Origin of the sequence: Shewanella sp. 10N.7, assembly GCF_020806285.1 — a bacterium.
GTDB classification, from domain to species: Bacteria; Pseudomonadota; Gammaproteobacteria; order Enterobacterales; family Shewanellaceae; genus Shewanella; species Shewanella electrodiphila.
In genome coordinates this window covers 74,859-100,568 of record NZ_JAJGZS010000001.1, presented here as the reverse complement: position 1 = coordinate 100,568, position 25,710 = coordinate 74,859, and the positions used below count along the sequence as shown (strand labels likewise).

Genomic DNA, 25,710 nt, shown 5'->3' with positions numbered 1-25,710 from the left:
CTGGCATTTTTGTTTTATTTGTTACTATATAGGTAATAAAGCGCATTCCTTCAGTGTTTGCGATATAGAATTAGGTCAGATATAAGAATGATTTTGATAACCGGTGGGGCGGGGTTTATTGGCAGCGCACTAATACGCTACCTTATAAATCACACTCAAGAGCAAGTGTTAAATCTTGACGTGTTAACTTACGCAAGTAATTTAGATGCTTTAAAAGAGGTTTCTGACTCACCTCGTTACCACTTTGTTCAAGCTAATATTTGTGATGCTGAGGCGTTGCAGAGAATTCTCGAACATTATCAACCTTCAGTTGTGATGCACTTAGCGGCAGAGAGTCATGTTGATCGTTCTATTTCAGGACCTTCGGAGTTTATACAAACTAATATTGTAGGTACTTTTCAGTTGCTTGAAGCATCTAGAACATACTGGCACAAGATGAGTGGTGACAAAAAATCTCAATTTCGTTTCCTTCATATTTCTACTGATGAGGTTTATGGTGATTTATCGCCAACAGATGAACCTTTCTCTGAATCATCCCCATATGCACCAAGTTCACCTTATTCGGCATCAAAAGCTTCTGCAGATCATTTAGTCAGTGCTTGGCATCGAACCTATGGTCTCCCTATTATCATCAGTAATTGCTCTAATAATTACGGTGCTTATCAATTTCCTGAAAAATTAATTCCGCACATGATTTTAAGTGCCTTAGCTGGCAAGTATTTACCGGTTTATGGTGATGGCTTACAAGTCAGAGATTGGCTGTTTGTTGATGATCATGTCGATGCTTTATATAACGTCATCAAAAAAGGGCAAGTCGGGCAAACCTATAATATCGGTGGAAATAACGAATACACTAATATTGATGTGATTAATCTGATCTGTGATTTGCTGGAGGAGTTAGCACCAGAATACAAAACAGGCGATCAATTTAGGGATTTGATCACATACGTTAACGATCGACCAGGTCATGATAAACGTTATGCTATTGATGCTTCTAAAATCAAAAATGATTTAGCTTGGTCAGCGAAAGAAACCTTTATAACAGGCCTTAGAAAAACGGTTAAATGGTATATCGCGAATGCTGGGATGTGGTTAACTTTACCTCAAAATACTCTGTCTAAAAATCATATTGATATTGATTGTGTGTGTGAAGAAGAAAGCATTAAAAGTATTAATGATGGTGAAAAGGGCAATGCTGATGCACAAAATTAGTCAGCAAGCCTATAAAGGAGTCGTATTGGCGGGAGGCACTGGTAGCCGTTTATTTCCGCTTACTTTAGGTACGTCTAAACAACTATTGCCTGTGTATGACAAGCCCATGATTTATTACCCCATTTCTGTGTTAATGCTGGCAGGTATAAAAGATGTGTTAATCATCAGTACCGAAGAAGATTTATCAAGCTTTAAAAGACTACTTGGTACTGGTGAAAGGTTCGGTATTAACCTTAGTTATGAGGTACAAGCAGCACCTGAAGGTATTGCGCAATCACTGATTATCGCAGAAGACTTTATTGCTGAAGATAATGTGGCTTTAGTGTTGGGCGATAACATTTTTTATGGCCATCATTTTAGAGATAAGCTACTAAATGCTGCCTCCAAAGCTAAAGGCGCGACGATTTTTGGTTATCATGTTTGCGACCCAGAACGTTTCGGTGTGATAGAGTTTGACGCTGACGGTAAAGCGCTCAGTATTGATGAAAAACCATCATTGCCTAAATCTCAATATGCCGTAACAGGCTTATACTTTTTCGATAATGACGCCATTAACATAGCTAAATCTATTACTCCTTCAGCCCGAGGGGAGCTTGAAATTACCGATGTGAACATGGCTTATTTACAGCGTGGTGATTTAAGTGTTGAAACCTTAGGTCGTGGTTTTGCCTGGTTAGATACCGGTACGCATGATTCGTTACTTGAAGCGAGTCACTTTGTGCAAACCGTTGAGAAAAGACAAGGTTTAAAGGTCGCTTGTTTAGAAGAAATTGCCTACGGCAATGGTTGGCTCACTCGAGATGAATTAATTATCCAGGCCAAGTTTCATTACAAAACCGCTTATGGTGATTACTTAATGTCATTATGCAAGGAACACCAATTTTGAAGGTTATTGATACTAAGATTGCTGACGTTAAAATGATTGAACCTTCAGTGTTTAATGATGCTCGTGGCTATTTTGTCGAGACTTTCCAAGCCGATAGATATCGGCGTTTGCTAGGTATCGATAAAGCGTTTGTTCAGGATAACTACTCTCGCTCTAGAAAAGGTGTTTTGCGTGGCTTACACTATCAAAAAGTTAATCCTCAAGCTAAATTGGTTCGTGTTGTGAGAGGTACCATTTTTGATGTGGCCGTTGATATTCGCAAAGGCTCAGTTACCTTTGGCCAATGGGTCGGCGTAGAGTTAACAGAGACTAATATGCGCCAGCTTTATATCCCTGAAGGTTTTGCTCATGGATTTGTCGCGCTCACTGAAATAGCTGATGTGGAATATAAATGCACAGATTATTATGACCCCAGTAATGAAGCTTGTATTAAGTGGAATGATCCTGATTTAGGCATTACTTGGCCCATTAAAAGTGTCATATTGTCTGACAAAGACGAGAAAGGATTGCGATTTAAGGACCTGTTAAAGTGAAGTGTTGGTTAGTTGGTGCGAGTGGTCAATTAGGGCAATGTTTACAACAAGCGTTGATAGACAATCAGGCTTTTTCATCTATTGATCTGGTTAAATCAGTCCACACAAACCCTGACTATCCTAGTTCGGAATCTTTTAGCTTGAAAGCCTCGAGAACGAAATCGTTCAAGCTTGATATCACCGATTTTGATGCGGTAAAGCTCTTTGTTCTTACTCATAAGCCTAAACTCATTATCAATACAGCAGCTTATACTGAGGTAGATAATGCGGAGTCGAATATTGATAAGGCTTATAATGTTAATCATAAAGGCGCTAGAAATTTAGCCTTAGTAGCTAATCAATCCAATATCCCTATTATTCATATTTCGACTGATTTTGTATTTGATGGACAAGCGACAATACCCTATCTTGAGGCTCACTCTTCGCGTCCCATAAATGTGTATGGCGCGTCAAAACGTCAAGGTGAGTTAGCTATTCAACAAGCGTGTTCTCAGCATGTCATTATTCGAACATCTTGGTTAATCAGCGAATATGGTAATAATTTTGCTAAAACCATTATTAGACTCGCTCAGAATAGAAATGAGTTACGTATTGTTGATGATCAAATGGGCTGCCCGACATCAGCACATGATTTGGCTGACGCTATCCTTACCCTTTCGATGAAAATTGCAGAGGGTAAATATCACTGGGGAACTTTTCATTATTGTGGCTCTTCGCCGACGACTTGGTTTAGGTTATCAAGTGCGATTGTTGCTGAAGCGATGAGTCAGGGTAAGTTAACTGCATCACCTAAGCTCGTTGCTATAAATACTGAAGATTTCCCACTTCCTGCTAAACGTCCACAATATTCCGCTCTAGATTGCAGTAAAATAGCTAAGACTTGGGGGGTGAAAATTTGTGATTGGCAGCATGCTTTAAAGCGCATTGTAAGCCAGTTATAAAGATTGCTCTGGGAGATAAGCTTGAAAGAAACTCTTTTTGATGAGCCCTTTGTGCTAAGCCCTTTGAGGCAAGGACTTTGTGCTAAGGACTTTGAGACAAGGACTTTGAGACAAGGACTTTGAGACAAGGACTTTGAGACAAGGACTTTGTGCTAAGGACTTTGTGCTAAGGACTTTGAGACAAGGACTTTGTGCTAAGGACTTTGAGACAAGGCCTTTGAACCAAAAGATGTGATAGCAATAGCAGGCTATTCCTATCACACAAGCGTATTAGCCAAAATAAGCTTTAAGCACTTATACTCGTAAAACAACTCATCACTAAGTACTTATCACTAAGTACTTATCACTTCGCATTAGCACTCAACACATAGCAACTCATTACTTAGTACTTATCACTAAGTACTTATCACTTCGCATTAGCACTCAACACATAGCAACTCATTACTTAGTACTTAGCACTAGCACTTAACACATACCAACTAACATCTATCGCTTTACCATTCTCGCCACATACATGCCGTCTGAATTCGCTTTATTAGGCCACACTGTAATGTGTTTTTGTTGAGCTTGGGTGAATGGGTGTGTACTCAACACGAGATCAAAGTTTGGGTTGTGTTGTAAAAATTGCGCTACCACTTGTTCGTTTTCTATCGGTGATAATGAGCAAGTGGCATACACAAGGTGCGCGCCTGTTTTAACGGCTTTTGAACTACGAGACAATATATCAAGCTGCAGTTCTGATTTATTATCTACGCAGCTTCTATCATCAATCCAGCGCATGTCTGGGTTTCTACGCCAAGTGCCTGTGCAGCTGCATGGGGCATCCACTAAAACACCATCAAAACTGTTAGCGTCGACTGGCAAGTCGTCGCTTTTCCAGCGTGCAACAGTAATGCCTTTGAAGTTTGCTCTTTTGGCGCGCTTTTTAAGCTCTTCTAACGCTTTTGAGCGAATATCCGAAGACACAATAGAGCCGGTTAGTTTGGCTTTTGAACTTGAACTTAAATTTGAGCTCGCATTTTGTAACATAAGTGAATGAAGCTGTAAGGTTTTTCCGCCTGCGCCACTGCAAGTATCCCACCATTTCTCATCAGCCTTTGGCTGACAAGTATTGCCAATCACTTGCGAAGCTAAATCTTGTATTTCAACTTGGCCTTGCTTGTATAATGCGACGTCATTGAGGTTAATACTTTTATTGCCAAGACTTAATGCATCAGCAAAGTATTTACTAGCACTGGCATCTATCCCTGCTTGTTGTAATTGCTTTACTGCTACTTGGGTATCAATATTCTGTGCTCTTGCCCATATCGGTGGGCGTGAGCTCATTGCCTCGATGAGCTGTATTTTCTGTGACTCATCACTTATCGGGCACACATCCCAAAACCAATCAGGTAATAGTTGTGATTCACTGAAAGCAACAGGGTTATAAATGCTGGCCATTAACTGTGTTTTTTCAACGACTGTGTAAGTGTTTACTTCAGTTATAGGTTCAGCAGAACTGTTTAACTGTTCATTCAGCACATTATTAATAATGTCTAACTGAGAAGGGGATAATTGGCCAAACTGCTGCCATGCCTCAGCAAAGCTTCGCCAAGTATGTAATTCTAGAATGGCACAACTACTGAGCATTTTGAACCATGTTTGCTCATCATGTTGCGAGCCTAACTGCTTAAGCCAACCCCACCAACGAAATAACCCGAATAAGGTTTCACGTATAACCCTGCGATCTTTTGAACCATGCTTTTTATGCTCACGGAAGTAATTGGCCACAATCCTATCCGCAGGCATTTTAGTGTCTAATACTTCATCAAACAGTTTTTTGATGGTCGCTGAATAACTTAAAGCTCTTTTTTCAGCGGGTGTATTGGCTTGGATATCTGCTTGGTTCATGGTTCACTCAAGAATGGAATGAGGCGTTTACTCGGCCGCATATCAATAAAATAATAGGTGAGTTTAACATGGCTAATAGAGTGGATTAAAGTTATCGCTGAGATTATGTCGAGCTTAATAAATTCGGTGGAAAAACAAGCCACCTTTATCGTTAGATGACTGTGTTTTCGGTTATGTAATAGGTCCGTTTTAGCTTGCGTTCAAGCTAGGGAACAGGACAGAACTCATTCAAGACCTTAATGACATACCTTAATCATAGAAATATATGCCAATAAAATTAAAAAGGATGATCGACCATGACCCACGCATTAGTGCTTTCATCTGATTGGGCAACATCAAGCCTTACAACAATCCCTGCGGTTAATGCTCTTAGTGATACGCCATAATCGTATTTCATGTCAGTTAGTAGCTCATCGCTAGTGTAAGACTCACCAACACGCCCAGCTTCAACAAAACCAACCAATTGGAACCAGTCTAAACGAAGAAACTTGAGCCAGTTAACGTCTTCAATCGGGTTGTATTTAAGGGTGTATCGGTACTCAGCACTGCCATAAATCACTGCTTTATCATGGAAGCGTTTATTATCAAATCCGCGCATGCGATAAAAACCACCTAAGGTTGCTCCTTCGCTGTAAGGTGCATTATTGGTGACAATTCTTCCGCCTTCATCGTCGTATTCAAGCTCCCAGGTGGGCGAATAGCCTGTCCAAAAATTTAATGCAAGAATACGCTGCGATGCGTAATCCGATTCACCAAATGAAAAGTATTTACTGGCTTCAAACTCAATAAAGGTCCATTGCTTTTCTGATTCGAACCAACCTGCATCATGAGAGATAGCGACATACTGTTTACTACCGTAACTGGGGTTGATTGAAAAATCAGTGTTGTCGTATAAAAGCCCTAACTCAATAGCGTGAATTGCGCCATCAAGCTCACCATCATCAAGTTCAAAACTTTCGTAGCGGTTAAATTGCCTTAGTACGGCAACAGTAGCGCCTGATTCCATCGGGTTCCACACTCTGCCCCCAGTGGGCTCAGAGGTGAGTAAGCCTCTAGTTAAGTCATAGCTCACTGTGCTTTTATCACGTGTTGCGCCGATAGGTAGCGTGTATTCAATTTTTATATCCCACCAATTTGAGGCGCCATCCGCTTGCAGAAATTGCTCATTGGATGAGTCATTGCTGCCTGGCAATGGTGTTCCAACTGGAATGTATTCACCGGCTCCGCCAGCATAGGCTTTTTGTTGCGGGTAATAGCCCATAAAGCCGACCAGGCTCATAAAAAATCGGTCTGTTTTAGGTAAACGGTAATTCCAAACGCCAGCGCCCGCACCATAACTGACATCGCCGCCATAGACGGTACCACCAATGGTCATTTGCTCTTGATGGTAACCACTTACCATGGCGCCCACGCCCAAATTTAATCCCATAGAGTCAGTGCTAAATACGTAAGGGAGGATCAGTTTCTCAACCCCAGTATCTTTGGTTTCGACGCGATTAACTGCTGATTTGACGTTTGCAGGTGCTGCTATGGCAGAAGGTAGGGTCAATAGCACGGTAAAGGCTATTAGGCTGATGAAAAAAATGCGCTTCTGAATCGCTATCACTTTGGCGGTACTGAGGTATTGTTTCATCATCTACTAGCCCTGTCGTTTCTTCGAACATACAAGCTATCAAGTTCAAAGGGGAGAGTTCTAAGGAAGTGTTTTGTTGATTATTTGTTTCTATTATATTAAATAATATAGATTGTTATATCGGAAAGATACAGCTTAGAAATCAATTATCGCCACGTAGCAACACAGTGTGACAATGTTTGAACTGTCGGCGGGATTTACGAAGTTTAGTTAGCAGTATGTATGACCGTAGACACATTAAAGTAAAGTCGAGATTGCTTATTCTCTCTTTTGATAAGCTTTTATTTCCTTGTATATAAAGGGAAAAATATATTAAAGAAAAGGAATATTAAAGAAGAAGTACATTAAAGCTGGAGCATATTAAAAACTGAATGGCTCGGTGCTCCATATTGGCTTTCACCGAACCGAATCGTTAATTTAAAAATCTAAATCGAGTGCAAAGCAAAGGTAGCTCATCAAGTTGATGGTCTTGTTAAATTCCTGGGCGCAATAATCGACAAAATCATTAGCGCAAACTTGTTCAATTGTAATGGGCTTTATAGCAATAAAATCCTTACGCTTTAGTTCCTCAATAAGAGGGTGCGCTTTATCAAAACCTCGTGGTGGCCTTACTAAGCTATCACCAGATAATTCAAACCCAGCTTTTTCTAACGCTAGTAAGGCTTTTTGATAGCCGTTAGGGTTTTCATCAATACAATGTCTAATTGCATTTAATGCCTTTGATTCAGGATGCCAAATGCCAGCAGCAAGAAAACAGCCGTCATTAGCTAAGTGTAAATATAAGCCTGGAGCATGAACATCTTTACCCTGAAAGTGTCTAAACTGAATGCCTACATTCAACTTATAAGGGCTTTTGTCTTTACTAAAACGGCTGTCTCGTTGGGGGCGCATCATGCTGCCGCCCACTTTTTTAGGGACTGCGGTTAGGCGAGGGGACAAATTTAAAATCGGGCCCTGCATTGCTTCGATAAATTTGAGTGTTGGGGTTCTGACTTTGTCTTCATAATCTTGTTGGTTGGCTTTAAACCATTCACGATCATTGTTATTGGCAAGTAAGGTGAGAAAATCGAAACTTTGCTGAGTATACATAACAAATCCTAAAAATGATGAAGGTAAATTGTGCCATAAAGGCATTGAAATTCAATCTATGATTAGCTTTACCTCGACAATATATGACCTTAACTCGCTATATTCAGTTGATGTGTAAGAGTAGCAATTATAAAGGCTGACCTATGCCTAAACTCATACTCGAATGAGATGATTTATGTTGAGTGTTAAAACATCAAATTTAAGTTATAGGTGTACTTTTTTAGGAAATATATAAAGTTAGCTGCTACTTTTGGCGCTTTGAGAATATAGCGTTAATAAGGTTAGCGACTGTTGGTGATAGTTTTTTATATCATTTGTATTTTTTTAGTAGTATTTTTAATCTTTAGGAGTATTATGCGCTTCCAAACTGATTGAGAGTAATTTTTTAACTCGATATTAACTCTGTTAAATTGTTGTTTTGGCTTAAGTTGATGATGCTTGAACGGTGATATTACCTAACAAACTCATTTATTCTACTCTAGCTTTTCTAATTTAACGCTATTAAACAAGGTTCTGTAAAAAGGCTTGAACATGACAAAAAATGCATTACAAATTCTTGGCTGGTGTGAATGGGCGACGTTTCCTGAACTTGGCAATGAACGGATCAATATGAAAGTTGATTCCGGTGCTAAGACGTCATGTTTACACGCTTTCAGGATTAAACCGTTTACAAAAGCAGGTGAAGACTGGATTAAGGTGTGGATACACCCTGAACAAGATTCTGAGAGAGAACTAGTTTGTGAGTTTGAAGTATTTGATCGTCGTCATGTAAAAGACTCAGGTGGTCACATCACTAATCGTTATGTCATCAAAACGCCAATCATTATTGGCGAACAACAATTTGATATTGAACTCACGCTTACACAGCGTGACAACATGCAATTTAGAATGTTGCTTGGACGTAGAGCGTTAGCTGGACGCTACTTAGTAGATTCATCAGCAGCATATTTAACTGGAGCTTAAGCCCATGCGTATTGCCATTATGTCTAGAAACGGAAAATTATATTCAACTCGTCGTCTAAAAGAGGCTGCGATTGCTCGCGGTCATGAGGTCGATATTATTGATCCTTTAGCATGTTATATGAACATCAATATGATGGCGCCAAGTATTCATATGCGTGGTGAGGAATTACCTAGGTTTGATGCTGTTATTCCGCGTATTGGCGCATCAGTGACATTTTATGGTACAGCAGTATTACGTCAGTTTGAAATGATGGGTGTACACCCCTTAAATGAATCGGTAGCTATTTCTCGCTCGCGTGACAAATTACGTTCATTACAATTGTTGTCACGTAAAAACATCGGTTTACCAGTGACTGGTTTTGCTAATAAGCCTGCAGATGTACCTGATTTATTAGACATGGTTGGCGGTGCCCCTTGCGTGATTAAACTGCTAGAAGGTACCCAAGGTATTGGCGTTGTTTTAGCTGAAACCCGTAAAGCGGCTGAAAGTGTGATTGAAGCTTTTATGGGCCTTAAAGCTAATATCATGGTGCAAGAATATATTAAAGAGGCTGGTGGTGCTGATATACGTTGTTTTGTTATTGGTGACAAAGTGATTGCAGCAATGAAACGTCAAGGCGCTGAAGGCGAGTTTCGCTCTAACCTGCATCGAGGCGGCAGCGCTACAGTTGTTAAGTTAACACCAGAAGAGCGTTCAACCGCAATTCGAGCAGCTAAGACCATGGGGTTAAATGTGGCTGGTGTAGACATCTTACGTTCAAAACATGGTCCTTTAGTGATGGAGGTTAATTCATCTCCAGGTCTTGAAGGCATAGAGCAGTCTACAGGCATTGATGTGGCTGAAAAAATTATTCAGTTTATAGAGAAAAATGCCAAGCCAAGTAGCACCAAAACCAAAGGTATTGGTTAATGGCGCCAAAGCGTGAAGCGTTTACCATTGGTGAGTTTCGTATTGATGCTGGCACACGTGCCAGTATCAAACTGCCCGCAGCAAAATTGTATAACGACACGCCTTTAGAGCTGCATGCTGAAGTGTTTCATAGTAAAAAGCCTGGCCCAGTGCTGTTAGTGTGCGCCGCCATTCATGGTGATGAGTTAAATGGTATTGAAATATGTCGTAGACTCATTGATAAGATGAGCATCAGAACCTTAACGGGGACTTTGGTGGTTGTTCCTATCGTCAATGTGTTTGGCTTTATTCATCAGTCTCGTTATCTGCCAGATAGACGCGATTTAAATCGCTGTTTTCCTGGTAGTGCGAAAGGGGCGCTTGCGAGTCGTTTAGCACATTTGTTTTCGAGCGAGTTGATTTCAAAAGCCACTCATATTGTTGATTTACACACTGGTGCAATCCATCGTGATAATTTCCCGCAGATCCGTTGTGATACTGATGATGAAACGATGATGGCAATGGCGACGGCGTTTGGAGCGCCAGTGATCATGGACTCTAAATCTGTAAAAGGCTCAATGCGTGGCTACGCTAATGAGAAAGGTATTGCCTGTATTTTATATGAAGCTGGTGAAGCACTGCGTTTTAGCGAGTTGTCGATAAAATCGGGTGTCACAGGTGTGCTTAACGTAATGCGCTATTTAGGTATGCTAAGCAGTAAGCTTAAACCCACCGCTTCGATTAATGCCAGTCGAAGCTATTGGTTAAGAAGTGAAGCGGATGGCTTAGTGAATGTGAAACGTAAAATTGGCTCTCGGGTAAGCAAAGGTTGCTTGCTGGCTAATGTGGTCAACCCGTTCGGCAGCGAAGTAACCGAATTAAGATCGCCAACAGATGGCATCATTATTGGACTGACAAACATTCCAGTTGCCAATGAAGGTGAGGCGCTGTTTCATATAGCGCAGTTTGTTGGTGATGATATTGAAATAGCTAACGAGCACTTAGACGAGTTTATTTCAACTTACGCTTAACAGAATTACCTAGGATTAATCCTTTATGAGCCACTGATTAGTTAATTCTATTCAGTGGCTTATTGCTATATGCGTGCAAATAACGTTATTGGTTGCTTGCTCGCTATTGAGGATACTTTTTAATAGATTCATCATCTAAACCTACCTTTTTTAGGATAACTTTAAATCTCTTTTCCTGATGGTATTTAACTAATCTCGGATCATTTCTACTAAATATAAGACAATTTGATTGATGGTAAACCGCATCTTCAAGGTACTGAAACATCAATTCTTTGTCGTCTAACAAGGCATAGACAACTGCTGTTTCATAAGGACAAACATATTGGTCCATTGATTGAGCTTGCGCGACTAAATTAAGCGCTTTAGAACCAAAATTTGATGCTGCATAGGACTGTGCTAATAATACGAGAGGTAATGAGTCGTTGAGACTTAAAGAGACTCCCTGTTCAGAAAGTTTGATACTTTCTTGTTCCTGTTGATTTATATATTTTGCGACGGCTAAACTTAATAAAGGATAAGGTTGTTCTGGAAGTAATCGATGCTTTTCTGTTCCCCAGGCTATAGCACCCTCTATATCATTGACCATCATTAACGCCCACATCCCCCATTCTGCAATTTCTAAATTAAGGGGGTCAAGGGTATTGGCAGACTCTAATGCTTGCTTCAACTTTTTTTTATTCCCCAATGCTGCGTAATATAATGCAAATCCTAGTTCGGTCGTCGCTAAGTCTGGTTGAAGTTGTTTAGCCTTATTTAACATGTTCCAAGCTTCTTGCCATTGCCAGTTGTGTACGTAAGCTAAACCCAATGATGAAAGCACTTGTGCTGAATCTGGTTTAATTGCAAGAACTTGTAAGGATGAACTGATCACATCGGGCATGACTTTTTTTGGGGATTTAAAAAATGTCATTAATAGCCTGTAAGCATCTGACTTTGCTTTGTAAGCTTGGACGAACTTATCGTCTAGTTCAATGGCCTGATTAAACATTGCAATCGCTTGCTCTGTGGAGGAAAGCGTCATTTTTGACAAAGCGTGCTGCCCTTTAATGTAAAATTGATAGGCTTGCATATTATTGGTTGGCGGTGATGCTAGTTGCTTTTTTTGTTGTGAAAGTACCATAACTTTCAATGTGTCTGAGACCAATGTTGCTATTTTTGCCTGCACAGCAAATATATTGAGACTATCCGAGCTGATGTCAAAATCATTTACCCAGATGAGTTCCTTTGTTTGAATGTTTTCAAGTTCAACAGTTACACGTATTTGGCCATTGACACTCTCGCTCACAGCACCGTCTAATACATATTCTATTTGAGGTAATTTGTTCAGAATATGACTTCGAATTTTATTATTGCTGAAGGTGAAGGAAGTTGGTGGTGGGAGAGTCGTAATACCCTCAATTTTTCTGAGATCTTGAATTATTTCTCGGGTCATTTGTTCGGTAAAAGGCACCCAGCTTTCATTGTTCGTAATTGTTGAGAAGGGCACAACTAACAGTATTGGTTCGTGACTTTTTGTGCCTGTTTTTTGATAATAAAGCCAGAAAGTAAGGGTTATCACGGTGACTAATAATATCATTAGCCATTCCCACTTACGATGGTAGAGAGTGGCCAGTATAGGTACTTTATTGCTTAAACTAGAAGGTTGTACGTTAAATGATATTTGCTTTGGGTTTTCTTCAATTTGAGCTATAAACTGATAACCTCTTGAGCGTATTGTGTTGATAATTTGCTGCCTTTCACCATCATCACCTAATACATTGCGAGCGGTTTTAATATGGTTACTTAAGGTCGTATCTGAAACTTCTCTATTTGCCCAAATATTTTGAAATAACTCATCTCTTGAAATAACCCTTTGGCGATTCTCAATTAAGTATACGATCAAATCGAATACTTTAGGCTCTACAGCAATAACGTTCCCATCAATGCGGATTTCGAATTGAATGAGATCGATTTCTGTTTGGTTATATCGATAAATCACAATGAGTTTTCATCCTGAATCTGTTTGTCGACAGAAATGTGAACAAATAATTAGCTAAATATTATCCAATCTTCATGTTGTTTAGCACCGCTAATTAATACTAGAAGTTCTATTCGCCAGTGAAAAGGACTAACACTATGCCGACATTAACTGAACTTATTCTAGATCCCGTATCGCTCACACTGCTAGCGATATACGGCACATTAATTGTGATTGAAATTAGCTTCCCTGCACGAAAACTGCCGAAGGTGACTGGTTGGGTCCCGATATCTTTAGCCGTATTTAGTTTTTATTTTTTGCTATCTAGCTACCTGCCATTATTGATTGACCCATACTTAAAACCGTTTCAGATAGCTAATTTAGATGACCGGAACTCTTTTCTTGGTACTATTTTCGCCATCTTAATTTTCGAGTTATTGATTTATATTTGGCATAAGGCAATGCATAAACATAAAAGCCTGTGGCGAATATTTCACCAGATGCATCATAGTGCTGAGCGGCTTGATAGTTTTGGCGCTTTTTACTTTAGTCCCTTCGACATGATTGGCTTTACTTTGATTGGAAGTATAGCTCTGAATATCTTTGTTGGATTATCGCCAGAAGCAACAACTTGGTTTTTTTATAGCACTATGGTGTTAGCTATTTTTCCTCACCTCAATATTAATACACCCCAATGGCTCGGGTATATCATACAAAGGCCTGAAAGCCATTCAGTGCACCATGAAAAAGGCGTGCATGCTTTCAATTATTCTGATTTACCCATTTTTGATATTATTTTTGGCACTTTCAATAATCCTAAAACGTTTGCTAAGGAAATTGGTTTTTATGATGGAGCTTCGAGAAAACTGCCACAGATGTTAACGTTTCAAGATATAAACTCATTGAAAAGTAAATAAAGATGACTTTTTATAGGTGGTTTTTATGTTTATATTTCAATAGTATAAAGCTGAATGCAATGATAAGGGTGCTAAGTGACATTACAAGTAATTGAACAAGATGAGGGTGAAGCATCTTTTACCCCGTCTAAAATCGTATGCGTAGGGCGCAACTACGTCGATCATATCCAAGAGTTAGGCAACGAAATTCCCTCAGATATGGTGGTATTTGTTAAGCCGAACTCAGCCATTGGTCAAAGTCTGCCGTCATTTATACAAGAGCCGATTCATTATGAAACAGAGCTTTGCTTTAAAGTGGAAAATGGTCAGTTTGCTGCAGTAGGGCTTGGGTTGGATCTTACTAAACGTGCTTTACAATCAAGCCTTAAAAGTCAGCAATTACCCTGGGAGCGTGCTAAGGCATTTGACGGCTCAGCAATATTTAGCCAATTTATCAGTTTATCGACATCATCACTCAAGGCGAATGCGAGTTTTTGCTTTATGCTCACGATTGATGATGAACTGATTCAATTAGGCCATAGTGATTTGATGATGTATTCGGTTGATCAGATCCACCGTTCTATTAGCGAGTTTATGTCATTGGTTGATGGTGATATTGTGATGACTGGTACGCCAAAAGGAGTCGGAAAGGTCACTAAAGGTGCAGTTTTTGAAGTGAAGCTTTGGCCTGGCATTGAATGCCATTCTTATGAGCAATTATTAGCAGACCTTAACAAAGCTCAACCTATGATATGTCAGTCATGGGTCGCAGAATAGTTTGATTTAATTTAGCTGGCACGATAGCCCATGTTTGCGTGCGCCTAACTGATGTTGTTTGTCGTTATAGCGCTTAAAAGTTTGCAGTCACCTGTTATGACACTCATAACAGATATTGTTGTTTTAGCTGAAGATATAAAGGGCAAGGTTGAAAGCCTAGCTATTGCCGCCCATAAAAGTGTAGCAAAGTGGTGAGTGTAAGTTTGGGTTTTACTTCATGTACGCCGCAAAAGATGACTGCGCAGATGTCTGATTGAAAAGGCATATACTGTGCTATATTAGCCTAAGAAATAGGCAAAATCGATGTTGATAACTATGTATTAACATCAATTATGCCGTTAACCATGTCTGCATAAAGCGATATGGTAATGCCTAATGCGCTTGGGCAACCTGGCTAAATGAAGGGCGCTGGTTTATTTGAATTGGCTGTTTAAGCTTTCTTGCTAAATCACTCGCGGCTATTAACCCTCTGATGTGATGTAAGTCTTGATCGATTACGAGCATGTGGTGAAGGTTATTTTCTTTTAGTAATCGTACTATATCGCTCACTTTTGCTGTCGATATTTGATTGTAATCAAAAGCTTGTAGTTCTTCTCTTGGCACCATAATTTCAGTTACCATTAACTCATTAATCGTTAATGAGAGTCTATTCGCTGTGATCATCAAGTTGTGAGGTGAGAGTTGTTGTTGGGTAATGATACCCAGAAACTTATTATTTTTATCGACAACCAAACGCATATATGCATGAGTTTTTTCCATGATTTTAGCTGTACCAATTGCACTAGTAGAAGCATCAACAATGATGGGTCTAGACACATCAAAGTCAGTAAAAACCTCTAAAGCTGAAGAGTCTAAACTGGGTGTTGTTGACTCTGATGACCATAAAAGGTGATCGATAGATGCTGTACTAAATAATTCTAAATTTCTCATGTTTTAACTCCGTTACACTATGTAAACGGCTGAGGTTACTGAATGTAGCGACCGCTATTATTCAGGATTGGTGCAACGTCCTTTATATGTTTAACATCAAAAAAACCTAAACCTTGTATAAATAACAATAGACCTATCGATACGAGTGAAGCAAGTACATTAAGAACATTTAATTTAGGTTAAGCTGCTGCTGTATATGTTAAAATTCCGTGTTAACTTTTTGAAGGGTGAAAATGCAAGGATGATAAAATGCCGACCAAACAAATAACTAACAAAGATGGATTATCGAAGGAGTTTAAGTATTTACTGGCAGGCACGTCAGTCAATATTGATATCATTACGCCTGTTGGTAAAAAAGGTCGCTTTAAAACAACTTTTATTGGCTATTTACCTGAAGAATATATTCTCATTCAATTTCCTGAATCTCATAAATTGGGCAGTTTCAGCCAATATATTAAGCAGGGATTACAAATTACAGTACGCGGCTTAGTAGAAGGTCATGAAGCGTCGGTCATTGCTTTTATTTCCAGTATAAAACAAACCTTGAGTCAGCCTTCTAATATTATAGTTTTAGACTTTCCTAAGAGTATGGTTATTCATAATTTACGCTCTACTAAACGCGTGTTGACAGACTTACCTATGAAAATTTGCACTACACCTGATCATTTATCAGGGACATTGACTGATGTTTCTTTAGCTGGATGCCAGCTTGAACTGGAGCAGCAACAGAAAGGATTAGATGAAGGTGAAGAAATCGTCATAGAAGTCGCTGAAAACGAGCAAGAGACCATCAGGGTAAAGGCAAGGGTTTGCAATGTGAAGCCCTCGGGTGATGGCACCGCATTGGGTTGCCAGTTTTTGAATGAACAAGAAACTGAAATAGAGAAAATTGTTCATATGGCATTAATGGCAGAACAATAATTATCTCAATTTGGCATAATTGATTAACTTGCGTTACACGCTAAGTTATTTTGCAAAAATAGCCTAATGCTTAGATTTTACAGTATTAGGCTGCGAGTCATTTTTTTATCGTTTAATTAGCTGATTTTACTGTATTAACTTTACTGAATTAGCTTAATTGTATTAACTTAGCTGTATTAACTTTTCCAGAGGCGCTGTTTTGTCACTGCTCTTGGCTTTCCTTTTTTTATAAACCAATAAACGTAAACAAGGCTCAAAACAATGGTTAGGCCTTTAAATATGTTGGCGCTAGCTTCTCCCATTGCATCACCTGACATACCAAAAATACCGTAAGTGGCGTTCATAAAAAGATGCATCCACATAGGGTACCAAATGCTGTAAGCACACTCACAATAGAGCCAAGCAAACCAAGAACCAGCGACAGCCATAAAAGCAAATAACATCAATGCAGATATGACATCATGGCTTTGGTAAAGGTGTCCAAAACCAAAAATCAGTGAAGTGGTTATTGCTGCAGGAATAAAGCCCCATTTACAAACCCGAAATAGTAGACCAAATAAAATGGCTCTAAAAATAATCTCTTCAAACAATGCAGGGTAAATCGATCCTGTTATCACTGCCGCGATAGATAGGTTTAAGTCTGTCGATAAATATGCGTAACCGAGCGTCATAGGAACGCAACATAATAAGGCGGAGGTTAAGTAGCAGTCTTTGCGATCAGAATTGAGCCCTAACACGGCTAAAACAGGCTCATCTCGAAAGATGTACAAAGTGAAAAAAACAAAAGGGCCGTAGATAAAAAGCCATCTGGCTAGTGAGTGCAGAACATAAGAATGGTTATCTAAAGCTAGTAGTGTTTCTGTCCATGTTTCACCCCATAAATTTCTTATCAATAAATGGCTACAAATGAATGCCGCCAACAAAAATGTTGCTCTGATTTTATTTGTCATCTTCTACCCAGTCGTCATTTAGTGTTTATCGAATGACAGTTTTAACAACGAGTGAGTAAGTCACAATACTTTTGGGATTAGCTTAAAATTTTAGTGGTGAAACCTGTCGAATAGGGACGAATAACATTAACTAGGGGCGAGTGACAAAGCGGTTTTAATTACAGCAATATATGATCGAGACACAGGAACGATAACGTCACTAAACTGCATTGTTAGTTTTAAACCATTGGCATTACCGTGGAATGATTTCACGTGTGATAAATTTACCCCGTAAGAGCGATGGCATCGAACAATATCGCTATCGTGTGGTAATTGTTCTAGCGCTTTAACCAGTGTCATGTGCAGTAAGTTAACAGTCGCTTGGTTGTCTTTTATTGTAATGATTTCACAGTAGTTATCGGCTGATTTGATCAAAATAATATCGGCTAAGCTGACAGATAAAAAGTCTGACTTGTTCTCGCCCGTTATTTGAATAATAACAGAATTATCGGTTGTTTTTTGGGCTTTATCTTCTGTTAACGAAGCTTTTGTTAACCGAGAATTTGTTAACTGAGCATCTGTTGATTGAGTATCAGTTAAGCGAGCATTAGGTAAAGGGACTGATGGAGTGGGTTTACTCGTTGATGTCACATTATTATGGTTACGAAAATACATAATCGAAACTGGAAATATCGCAATAGTCGATACGTAAAATACAAATATCAGCTGGTTTTTCCAGTGCCAACTATCATAAACGGCAACAACGAAATAGCTATGATTGAACAGCGCTGCGATAGTGATATATAGGCTAATGATTAATAGAGGATAAGGTTTTATTTTAGCTCTATGGTGAGATAAGGCTATCTCAATCATCCCTGCAATAAAGACGGCTAGGAATGTGGCAACGCCGTAGCCTGCTAAGCGTAGGTATTTAAATGATAACTCTGACTCATAAGTGCCAAAAGGCTGAAAAACACATAAGATCAGCACTGTAATACTGGCAGTTAGCAAAGCCCGTTTTTGTAAAGTAATGCGAGAGTTTAGCGAGTCGTTCAACCAAAACATGAAAGATATTCTAATGATAAATTTTACAAAACACTAACATAAAACTATCTCTAAGAGAAAATCAAAGACGGTTGAAATGAATTCCCTTCTAAGTTAAAACTTAGCGAGTGTCAGTGATGTTTAGGGGCATATAACGTGAACTTATTCAATGTGTGTAATGGCCAACTAATATTGAGTTCTTCCTTGAACAACCTTGCTTTATTATGTCTTTTAAAACGACAAAGTAATTACTTTGCCGTCTTAGCACTCTGTCACTATTTAACCTTTGAAATGGTGAACCTATCTAATAGGGTTAAAGTGGTGAAGCTTGTTTTAATTTATAACATCTAAACTTTAGGTTTTAAGTTTAATGCCTTATCAATATCTTCAGCACTATTGCGGTTAGGGACTTGTTCCCATTCTTCTCCCCATGAACGGTTCACAATTCTTCCTCGCTCTACAGCAGAGCGCTGCTCAATCTCTTTTGCCCAGCGAAGTAAGTTAGGATAACTTTCCACATCCAAAAATTCAGCGGCATCGTAGAGATTACCTAAGACTAAATTGCCGTACCAAGGCCAGGTAGCAATATCGGCAATACTGTATTCGTCGCCTGCAAGATACTGATTATTTGTCAGTTGCTTATCTAATACATCGAGTTGTCGCTTGGCTTCCATTGAAAAGCGATTAATTGGGTATTCAAATTTTTCAGGCGCATAGGCATAGAAATGGCCAAAGCCACCGCCAAGATAAGGTGCAGAGCCTTGAAGCCAAAATAGCCAATTCATCACTTGAGTACGACTCGCTAGTTCTTTAGGTAAAAAGTGACCAAACTTTTCAGCCAGATAAACTAAAATAGCACCAGACTCAAAAACATTAATAGGTTCATCCGTGGTGTAATCGAGTAATGCAGGAATTTTAGAGTTAGGATTGACTGCAACAAAGCCTGAAGAGAATTGATCACTTTCGCCAATATTAATGATGTAAGCATCGTACTCGGCTTCAGTTACTCCTGCTGCCATTAGTTCTTCAAGCATGATAGTGACTTTCTGTCCGTTAGGCGTACCCAAAGAGTAAAGCTGCAGAGCATGCTTACCTTTAGGCAGCACTTTATCAAAACGGGCACCAGAATCAGGTCGATTGATACTTGCCCATTTTCCACCATTTTCATCTTCCATTTTCCAAACTTTAGGCGGAGTGAATTCGTTCGTCATTGTAAAACCTCATTAATTTGACACTAGCTAAAAGATGACCATCAATGCTTTTATCTAGCTTCTGCCGACTGGGATACATTTCTCGTGCTATGTAAAAGATATTAGGGCAAAACTAAAATAAAAAGTGTAGGACGAAAAATAGATTAGCAGAATTGGTTATTACACTTTCGATTTTATTATAAAGTCACAAGAAAGGCAGAATATAAAACTCGTCTAAAAATTTGTTTTCAATATAAAAATATTACTTGATGTATACTCAAATGACTTAGCTGAATCGATAATACCGACTTTAATTAAGGATATTCAAACCCTTAAGTAGTTAGCGTTTTTAACTTAAGCGTTTGTACTCTGATATGCCAATGATGGCGGATTTGCTTGGTGAGCATTACTCTTTTTTGGTGTTTCCAATTAAGAGGATATAAGTTTTACCGAAGGTATTAAAATTGGTTGCAGTTAATCATTTAGCGTCAGATGGCGCTAATAGCTCATATGACGAAACGCTTTTCTCACTGATAGCTCAAGATCTTGAACAAAAAGGTTACAGCATTCGCCTAGGTGCACTGCCTGAACCGTTAGCCCAATCATTACTTACCCATCAACTATCTATTGAGGCTGAAGCTTTCAAAAGTGCGGGTATCGGTCGCGGTGAAAAATACCTGCAGAATGAATTTGTGAGAACAGATGAAATCTGTTGGATTACAGAAGGCGCAACACCGGCTAATCAATGGCTTAATTGGACCGCCAGGTTACAAGATTATTTGAATCGGCGGTTATTCTTAGGGCTGTTTTCTTTCGAAAGCCATTTTGCTCATTATGGGCCTGGTGATTATTACAAACGCCATTGTGACGCCTTTAAAGGTGAAGCTAATCGGGTGCTTTCTGTTGTAGCTTATTTTAATTCAGGCTGGGCCAGTGCTGATGGTGGTGAGTTAGTGCTCTATATGAATGAGCAAGATAAGCAAGGCCTCAAGATTGTGCCACTGTTAGGCTCTTTGGTTATTTTTTTAAGTGAAGAATTTCCCCATGAAGTATTACCTGCTAAACGAGATAGGCGCTCTATAGCAGGTTGGTTTAGGGTTAATACTTCTGTCGCTAATAAAGTTGATCCACCTGTGTAATTTGACTTAGTTACTAAGTCGCCTTAAGCCACAGTGTATCTACTGTGGTTTAGGGCACTCTTGTTTAAATTGCTTTAGTTTAAGTCACTCTTGTTTAAGGCGCTTGTTTAAGGCGATTAGGTTTAACGCGACTTGGTGTTAAATGCGCTTTGGTGTTAATCCATTTGCTATAAACTTAAATCAATGTTGATCTAATCTATCGTTTATTGATTATCCAAATATTGCTCAACGGCATCATTACGTTCTTCCACATGAGAGATTAATACATCTATCGCTTGGTAAAATTCATTACTGTTGTTTAAGAATGAATACCCCGACCGCTCAGATGTCGCATAAGGTTCAATTAACGCTTGGTAATCTTGATACTTTGCTTGTATTTGATTGGTTTCGAATGCTGTTTGTGACACTGAAAGCAGGTACTCGTTGTAACGATTTTTGTATTCCTCATCCGCATAAATATTGCCAATGAGTGGCCAATCTGCTGAATTTAAGTCAGAGAAGTCTAGCGCTAATGCACCGCCCATTTTTCCATCTTGAAGAGTTTCGTTATGATCCCAAGGGATCCAAGTGAGTTGCGACGTTTCAGGGTTGTTATATAAATAATAGTTGTGTGGCATAACGCCATAAGAGTCCCAGTTTTGAATAATGCCATTAACAGCTAAGTAGTTAAGATACGCATCAACATTAAATACTGCCTCTAAATTAGCCCGCCAAGTTTGTGGGTCGCTGGTGGCCGTATCATCGTGTAATGCACTGAATAATACTTGGATATCAGACCAATCAGCATCATCTTCATTGGTTTTTTTCTCAAAGCTCTCTTCATCAAAGCTGCCATAAGCAAACGTGGCACCATCGTCTTCAGGCTTATAGAGATTACCATCATCACTGCTAAATTGTGTGTCGAGAACTTCGCCGTCAACTTCTTCAACTAAGGTATACAATCCAAAGTATTCTGGGCCGTCACCATGGTCAACATAGAGGGTATAAAATGCGGTGTGCGACACTGCAAGCCCTGCATCGTAGAACACATCAGCCGCGACTTTTTCACGCACGAAAGAAGGGTCGCTATAGTTGTTTTTAAGACTAAATTTTTTAAAACCATAAAAGCGTTGGTTATCAATTTGTGGATAGTCATCTTCGTACTCATCAAAATCCAACTTGAACGAGAGTTTTAAAATTCCTTGTTGCCAACTGGTTTGCAGTGAAGAATTTCCCTTAAATCTTATCCCAACTCGGTACCATTGAGTGTCGTTATAAAATACTTCGGCGGGGACAAATATTGGGTCTTCATCAGTATCTGTTAAGCCATTGTTTGACGTTGATTGACCAAAAGTGCCGTAAAGAGCTGTCATGTCATCTAGCATGCTTTGCCAGTTAGCTTCGGTGACCACAAAATCGAGGCGTTTTACTTGGGTATCGTCAAACACTTCGTCAAAATTAGGATCGACATCTTTGGTGTGTGTGGCTTCTGTCCAATCGATTGCTTCGAAATCAGAATCGTAATCGATAACTGGGGTTACAGTCTCTTCAGGTACTGTGATGACTGTATCTTCACTGGTGCTGTCATCATCACTACTGCCACAACCTGTGAACAAAAGTAAACTGCTCAACAGCACAATAGAAATAGATAAATATGGTTTGTTATTTGGGGTATTAACGTCGAAAAAACGATCTAGTGTGGACATAATTCTCTCCTGTAATCGAGCCACTCGAAACCATTACCATTGGGTAAGATGACAAATGAATAGCTTAATTAAAGAGTGTGCAAAGAGTGAGCAGAAACTGAGGAGTTAGTAAGGATTTAAGATGTTAGAGATTTGATGCTGGTGACTAAGGCTTGCTAAATGCGACTTTAAGCGATGACTTTATATGGTGAGTGTAAGCGATACTTTTAAGCGCATGATTATAAGAGTGTAATTTTGAGCGCGTGATTTTAAGTTCTGGTTTTAAGTTCTGGTTTTAAGTTCTGATTTAAAGGTGAGAACCGCAATAACAATATGCAAAATCGTGTTATTGCGGTTTTCATATTTGGCTGTTTTTACTTATCCCGAATTCAGGTTACTTAGTCCGCTCAATAGTTTGCTTCCAAAATTGCTTTGAAAGGTGGCTGGTTTTATTGGCCAGTCGTCCCGTTTGTTCACATTTGTTCTGCGTATCTTCGGTTTGGATTAGACTTTGGTTTGAAAGCTCATCAATTTGCTGAATCGATCGACTAAGTTGATGAAAGAACTTGGTATAGTTAGCTGTCAGGTACCTAAGCACAAATACCGAAAAGGCACGCTAGAACATATTGAAATCCCTAATCACCTAGGTCGACAATTCGCAGTTACAGCGCCGAATGAAGTCTGGGTTGGTGATGTAACCTACGTGTAGGCTGGTAACCGCTGGATGTACTTAGCTGTTGTGATTGATCTATTCGCCCGTAAAGTGATTGGCTGGGCTATGTCATTATCACCTGATAGCCGTTTAACTGGCAAAGCGCTAACGATGGCCTATGAAGATCGTGGTAAATCTAAAGATGTTCTGTTCCATAGCGATCAAGGGACTCACTATACAAGCAGAAAATATCGACAACTTTTATGGCGATACCAGCTCAAACAAAGTTTATCTCGACGTGGGAATTGTTGGGTAAATGCATACTTTAGTTACCCTTAATATTTTCAGTGCTCATGTGTATAATTCCCGCACTGTATGACTTTAAAAGGTAATTGTAAGGTGAGTGCGTTTGGTGATGGTAAACTGAATGGCTATCTCAAGAAAAGACATAGCGTTAGTAAATTGGTAGTGCATTTGGTGTTTACAACGAAATATCGACGCAAACTGTTTACTGGAATTATGATCGAGCAGTTGAGAGAGGCTTTAGAATCGGCTTGTGTAAAGCTGAGTGTGAATTGATCGAGATGGATGGCGAACAGGATCACGTTCACTTGCTGATAGCGTACCCGCCAAAATTATCAGTTAGTGTAATGGTCAACAACCTTAAATCTATTTCATCAAGAATGTTGAGATTGCAGAATACACACCTTACAAGACAAAGCAAAAGTGCGGCTCTGTGGTCACGCTCTTACTTTGCCTATACGGCAGGAGGTGCAACAATCGATACATTAAAGGCTTATGTAAAGAGTCAATCAACGCCAGATTAAGCCGCTTTGCGTCTTATATCCCCGCCCGATTGGGCGAGGGTTTACGATGTAATTGCTAAATAAAATTATTTGGCTTCATGTTGATTAAGGATCCACTCAGTTAATAAACGAACACCAAATCCGGTTCCGCCTACAGGCACTTCACCACTTGGTGAAGCAGCTAGAGCATTACCAGCTATATCAATATGCAACCAAGGTGTTTCACCTACAAATTGTTGTAAAAAGCTGGCTGCTGTTGTTGCGCTTGGGCCACCTTTACCAGAATTACGTAGATCAGCAATCGGGCTTTCTAACATTTCTTTGTAACCCAATGGCAACTGCCAAACAGGCTCATTTACTGCTTTACCAGCAAAGGTAAACTCTTTTACAAGCTGGTCATCATTGCTGAAAATGCCACCCATTTTGGTACCTAATGCAGCGTATTTACCGCCTGTTAGTGTTGCGATATCAACCAGCACACTCGGTTGGTAGTTTTCACGCACATACCACATGCTATCAGCAAGCACGAGGCGACCTTCTGCATCAGTATGGGTAATTTCAACCGTTAGCCCTTCAGCCGTTGTCAAAATGTCACCAGGAATAAAAGACTTTTCAGACACCATATTCTCAGCAAGTCCCATAACAGCAACCACATTAACTTTAGCTTCCATGGCGGCAAGCGCTTTAATTGTACCCAATGCAGCAGCGGCTCCCGCCATATCAGACTTCATTCGTACAATATGTTCGCCAGTTTTGATTTGAATACCACCTGAGTCGAAGGTCACACCTTTACCCGCAATCGCAATAGGTGCACCATCAGCGGCTTCATAGTGTGCAACCACTAAACGTGAGCCATCAACACTGCCACGACCAACTGCTTCAAGTGCATTCATGCCAAGTTTTTTGATTTGCTTTGGCTCTAACACTCTAATTTTGACCCCAAGTTTTTTTAACTTCTTAGCTTCAGAAACAAAATCTTTTGGTGTCAATTCGCTCGGTGCTTCATTGGTTAAATCACGTGCGAGAAAAACGCCATCCTGAATGTGAAGTAGACGCGCGTAGGCAGATTCAACCGCACTGCTATCCTGCACATCAAAAGTATATTTTTTGGGTTGGGTTTTATCTTTTTTATACTTATCGAAATCATAAGAACGCAAATTGATACCGTGGGCAATCAATGATACCTGTTTGGTGTCAAATTGCTCTGCTACAATTGAAACATCTAAAATCTGCTTACTGGATAGCTCACCTGCGATATTACCACCAAGCTTTGTTAACTCAGGTTTGCTAAGTGCTTCAGTACCTGTTCCAACAACAAGCACACGGTCATAATTAAGCTGATGTGGCGCAATAACTTGTACAAAACTATTTAAGCTACTGTCAAAGGCATTAGCCTTAATCGCACGGCTTAATTGACCTGCTGTTTGTTGGTCAATCTGAGTAAAACTAACGTTATCGCCTTCACCTTTGAACAACACCAATGTATCTGACTGCTTATTGACAACCGAATCAAACTTAATGCTTTGTGCATTGACTGAAAACGATATAGCAACAGCCATAAATACGCTGGAGAATTTAACGAGTTTTCCTTTCATTTATTATTTTTCCAAAAAGTTTTTTTATTAGAAGTACAATTTACTACCATGATATTAATCATTGATTAAATTGCAGGTCTAATCACTACACTTATTTGGTTATGATCTTTTTATCGTCCGTTGCAGAGAAAACCCAGTGATCT

21 protein-coding genes and 2 pseudogenes are annotated in these 25,710 nt (G+C 39.5%); 13 read left to right on the top strand and 10 right to left on the bottom strand.

The window, feature by feature from the left end; all coding sequences use genetic code 11:
* Window positions 1-87 precede the first annotated feature (87 nt).
* From rfbB to rfbD, 4 genes are read left to right on the top strand one after another with little or no spacing between them, the layout of a single operon-like run.
* Window positions 88-1,212: a dTDP-glucose 4,6-dehydratase gene (rfbB, locus tag LMH66_RS00390; RefSeq protein WP_229367554.1), complete on the top strand. Its 1,125-nt coding sequence runs from the start codon at window positions 88-90 to the stop codon at window positions 1,210-1,212.
* Window positions 1,193-2,098 carry a glucose-1-phosphate thymidylyltransferase RfbA gene (gene rfbA / locus LMH66_RS00385; protein ID WP_229367552.1) on the top strand — a complete coding sequence of 302 codons (906 nt, stop codon included), beginning with the start codon at window positions 1,193-1,195 and terminating at the stop codon, window positions 2,096-2,098. The genes rfbB and rfbA overlap by 20 nt, the downstream gene beginning before the upstream one ends.
* The gene (gene rfbC / locus LMH66_RS00380) at window positions 2,095-2,631 is read left to right on the top strand and encodes a dTDP-4-dehydrorhamnose 3,5-epimerase (RefSeq protein WP_229367550.1); all 537 of its coding nucleotides are present in this window, start codon (window positions 2,095-2,097) and stop codon (window positions 2,629-2,631) included. Before rfbA ends, rfbC begins: the two co-directional genes overlap by 4 nt.
* Window positions 2,628-3,572 (top strand): dTDP-4-dehydrorhamnose reductase, encoded by a 945-nt coding sequence (gene rfbD, locus LMH66_RS00375; protein WP_229367541.1) that lies wholly within the window; start codon window positions 2,628-2,630, stop codon window positions 3,570-3,572. The genes rfbC and rfbD overlap by 4 nt, the downstream gene beginning before the upstream one ends.
* 486 nt (window positions 3,573-4,058) lie before the next feature.
* Here the strand turns inward: rfbD and LMH66_RS00370 are convergent, their stop codons facing one another.
* The 3 genes from LMH66_RS00370 to LMH66_RS00360 all read right to left on the bottom strand — a co-directional run bounded on the left by LMH66_RS00370 (window position 4,059) and on the right by LMH66_RS00360 (window position 8,184).
* A complete protein-coding gene (locus LMH66_RS00370) occupies window positions 4,059-5,462 on the bottom strand; it encodes an RsmB/NOP family class I SAM-dependent RNA methyltransferase (RefSeq protein ID WP_229367539.1) in 1,404 nt (467 codons plus the stop codon).
* A gap of 277 nt (window positions 5,463-5,739) precedes the next feature.
* Entirely contained in the window at window positions 5,740-7,098 is a 1,359-nt protein-coding gene (locus tag LMH66_RS00365) for a BamA/TamA family outer membrane protein (protein WP_229367537.1), read from the bottom strand.
* A gap of 414 nt (window positions 7,099-7,512) precedes the next feature.
* Window positions 7,513-8,184 (bottom strand): DUF2461 domain-containing protein, encoded by a 672-nt coding sequence (locus LMH66_RS00360; protein ID WP_229367535.1) that lies wholly within the window; start codon window positions 8,182-8,184, stop codon window positions 7,513-7,515.
* A 531-nt stretch (window positions 8,185-8,715) separates the two neighbouring features.
* Between LMH66_RS00360 and LMH66_RS00355 the strand changes: the two genes are divergently transcribed.
* The 3 genes from LMH66_RS00355 to LMH66_RS00345 are packed head-to-tail and all read left to right on the top strand — an operon-like array spanning window position 8,716 to window position 11,067.
* A complete protein-coding gene (locus LMH66_RS00355; protein WP_229367533.1) occupies window positions 8,716-9,147 on the top strand; it encodes an ATP-dependent zinc protease in 432 nt (143 codons plus the stop codon).
* Between the two features lie 4 nt (window positions 9,148-9,151).
* A complete protein-coding gene (gene rimK, locus LMH66_RS00350) occupies window positions 9,152-10,057 on the top strand; it encodes a 30S ribosomal protein S6--L-glutamate ligase (RefSeq protein WP_229367532.1) in 906 nt (301 codons plus the stop codon).
* Complete coding sequence (locus tag LMH66_RS00345; protein ID WP_229367530.1) at window positions 10,057-11,067, top strand: succinylglutamate desuccinylase/aspartoacylase family protein; 1,011 nt, start codon at window positions 10,057-10,059, stop codon at window positions 11,065-11,067. Before rimK ends, LMH66_RS00345 begins: the two co-directional genes overlap by 1 nt.
* A gap of 103 nt (window positions 11,068-11,170) precedes the next feature.
* On the opposite strand, the gene LMH66_RS00340 is transcribed toward LMH66_RS00345, so the two are convergent.
* Complete coding sequence (locus tag LMH66_RS00340; protein ID WP_229367523.1) at window positions 11,171-13,045, bottom strand: winged helix-turn-helix domain-containing protein; 1,875 nt, start codon at window positions 13,043-13,045, stop codon at window positions 11,171-11,173.
* 137 nt (window positions 13,046-13,182) lie between these two features.
* On the opposite strand from LMH66_RS00340, the gene LMH66_RS00335 reads away from it, so the two are divergent.
* Both LMH66_RS00335 and LMH66_RS00330 read left to right on the top strand, forming a co-directional pair.
* The gene (locus LMH66_RS00335; protein ID WP_229367521.1) at window positions 13,183-13,941 is read left to right on the top strand and encodes a sterol desaturase family protein; all 759 of its coding nucleotides are present in this window, start codon (window positions 13,183-13,185) and stop codon (window positions 13,939-13,941) included.
* A 75-nt stretch (window positions 13,942-14,016) separates the two neighbouring features.
* A complete protein-coding gene (locus LMH66_RS00330) occupies window positions 14,017-14,697 on the top strand; it encodes a fumarylacetoacetate hydrolase family protein (protein WP_229367519.1) in 681 nt (226 codons plus the stop codon).
* Window positions 14,698-15,069: 372 nt separating this feature from the next.
* Here LMH66_RS00330 and LMH66_RS00325 read toward each other — a convergent pair whose 3' ends face one another.
* Window positions 15,070-15,627, bottom strand: a complete 558-nt coding sequence (locus LMH66_RS00325; RefSeq protein WP_229367513.1) for a CBS domain-containing protein — start codon at window positions 15,625-15,627, stop codon at window positions 15,070-15,072.
* Between the two features lie 249 nt (window positions 15,628-15,876).
* Here LMH66_RS00325 and LMH66_RS00320 point away from each other — a divergent pair, with 249 nt between their 5' ends.
* A complete protein-coding gene (locus tag LMH66_RS00320; protein WP_229367510.1) occupies window positions 15,877-16,548 on the top strand; it encodes a flagellar brake protein in 672 nt (223 codons plus the stop codon).
* 176 nt (window positions 16,549-16,724) lie between these two features.
* Here the strand turns inward: LMH66_RS00320 and LMH66_RS00315 are convergent, their stop codons facing one another.
* The 3 genes from LMH66_RS00315 to yghU form a co-directional block, all read right to left on the bottom strand.
* Window positions 16,725-17,498 (bottom strand): CPBP family intramembrane glutamic endopeptidase, encoded by a 774-nt coding sequence (locus LMH66_RS00315; RefSeq protein WP_229367509.1) that lies wholly within the window; start codon window positions 17,496-17,498, stop codon window positions 16,725-16,727.
* Window positions 17,499-17,624: 126 nt separating this feature from the next.
* Window positions 17,625-18,542, bottom strand: coding sequence for a LytTR family DNA-binding domain-containing protein (locus LMH66_RS00310; protein WP_229367507.1), 918 nt, complete (start codon window positions 18,540-18,542; stop codon window positions 17,625-17,627).
* Between the two features lie 326 nt (window positions 18,543-18,868).
* Window positions 18,869-19,732: a glutathione-dependent disulfide-bond oxidoreductase gene (gene yghU / locus LMH66_RS00305; protein ID WP_229367505.1), complete on the bottom strand. Its 864-nt coding sequence runs from the start codon at window positions 19,730-19,732 to the stop codon at window positions 18,869-18,871.
* A 443-nt stretch (window positions 19,733-20,175) separates the two neighbouring features.
* Between yghU and LMH66_RS00300 the strand changes: the two genes are divergently transcribed.
* The gene (locus LMH66_RS00300) at window positions 20,176-20,850 is read left to right on the top strand and encodes a 2OG-Fe(II) oxygenase (protein ID WP_229367503.1); all 675 of its coding nucleotides are present in this window, start codon (window positions 20,176-20,178) and stop codon (window positions 20,848-20,850) included.
* A 203-nt stretch (window positions 20,851-21,053) separates the two neighbouring features.
* On the opposite strand, the gene LMH66_RS00295 is transcribed toward LMH66_RS00300, so the two are convergent.
* Window positions 21,054-22,535, bottom strand: a complete 1,482-nt coding sequence (locus tag LMH66_RS00295) for a CotH kinase family protein (RefSeq protein ID WP_229367501.1) — start codon at window positions 22,533-22,535, stop codon at window positions 21,054-21,056.
* 520 nt (window positions 22,536-23,055) lie between these two features.
* Between LMH66_RS00295 and LMH66_RS00290 the strand changes: the two are divergent.
* Window positions 23,056-23,487, top strand: a pseudogene (locus LMH66_RS00290) (IS3 family transposase); the annotation flags it as partial.
* 54 nt (window positions 23,488-23,541) lie between these two features.
* Window positions 23,542-23,993 (top strand): annotated as a pseudogene (gene tnpA, locus LMH66_RS00285) (IS200/IS605 family transposase).
* Window positions 23,994-24,058: 65 nt separating this feature from the next.
* Here the strand turns inward: tnpA and LMH66_RS00280 are convergent.
* Window positions 24,059-25,567, bottom strand: a complete 1,509-nt coding sequence (locus LMH66_RS00280; protein WP_229367499.1) for a leucyl aminopeptidase — start codon at window positions 25,565-25,567, stop codon at window positions 24,059-24,061.
* Window positions 25,568-25,710: the final 143 nt, after the last annotated feature.

Coding starts and splice junctions, on each gene's coding strand:
- rfbB (WP_229367554.1), top strand. CDS start 88: ATGATTTTGATAACCGGTGGGGCGGGGTTTATTGGCAGCGCACTAATA.
- rfbA (WP_229367552.1), top strand. CDS start 1,193: ATGCTGATGCACAAAATTAGTCAGCAAGCCTATAAAGGAGTCGTATTG.
- LMH66_RS00370 (WP_229367539.1), bottom strand. CDS start 5,462: ATGAACCAAGCAGATATCCAAGCCAATACACCCGCTGAAAAAAGAGCT.
- LMH66_RS00365 (WP_229367537.1), bottom strand. CDS start 7,098: ATGATGAAACAATACCTCAGTACCGCCAAAGTGATAGCGATTCAGAAG.
- LMH66_RS00360 (WP_229367535.1), bottom strand. CDS start 8,184: ATGTATACTCAGCAAAGTTTCGATTTTCTCACCTTACTTGCCAATAAC.
- LMH66_RS00355 (WP_229367533.1), top strand. CDS start 8,716: ATGACAAAAAATGCATTACAAATTCTTGGCTGGTGTGAATGGGCGACG.
- rimK (WP_229367532.1), top strand. CDS start 9,152: ATGCGTATTGCCATTATGTCTAGAAACGGAAAATTATATTCAACTCGT.
- LMH66_RS00345 (WP_229367530.1), top strand. CDS start 10,057: ATGGCGCCAAAGCGTGAAGCGTTTACCATTGGTGAGTTTCGTATTGAT.
- LMH66_RS00335 (WP_229367521.1), top strand. CDS start 13,183: ATGCCGACATTAACTGAACTTATTCTAGATCCCGTATCGCTCACACTG.
- LMH66_RS00325 (WP_229367513.1), bottom strand. CDS start 15,627: ATGAGAAATTTAGAATTATTTAGTACAGCATCTATCGATCACCTTTTA.
- LMH66_RS00320 (WP_229367510.1), top strand. CDS start 15,877: ATGCCGACCAAACAAATAACTAACAAAGATGGATTATCGAAGGAGTTT.
- LMH66_RS00315 (WP_229367509.1), bottom strand. CDS start 17,498: ATGACAAATAAAATCAGAGCAACATTTTTGTTGGCGGCATTCATTTGT.
- LMH66_RS00310 (WP_229367507.1), bottom strand. CDS start 18,542: ATGTTTTGGTTGAACGACTCGCTAAACTCTCGCATTACTTTACAAAAA.
- yghU (WP_229367505.1), bottom strand. CDS start 19,732: ATGACGAACGAATTCACTCCGCCTAAAGTTTGGAAAATGGAAGATGAA.
- LMH66_RS00295 (WP_229367501.1), bottom strand. CDS start 22,535: ATGTCCACACTAGATCGTTTTTTCGACGTTAATACCCCAAATAACAAA.
- LMH66_RS00280 (WP_229367499.1), bottom strand. CDS start 25,567: ATGAAAGGAAAACTCGTTAAATTCTCCAGCGTATTTATGGCTGTTGCT.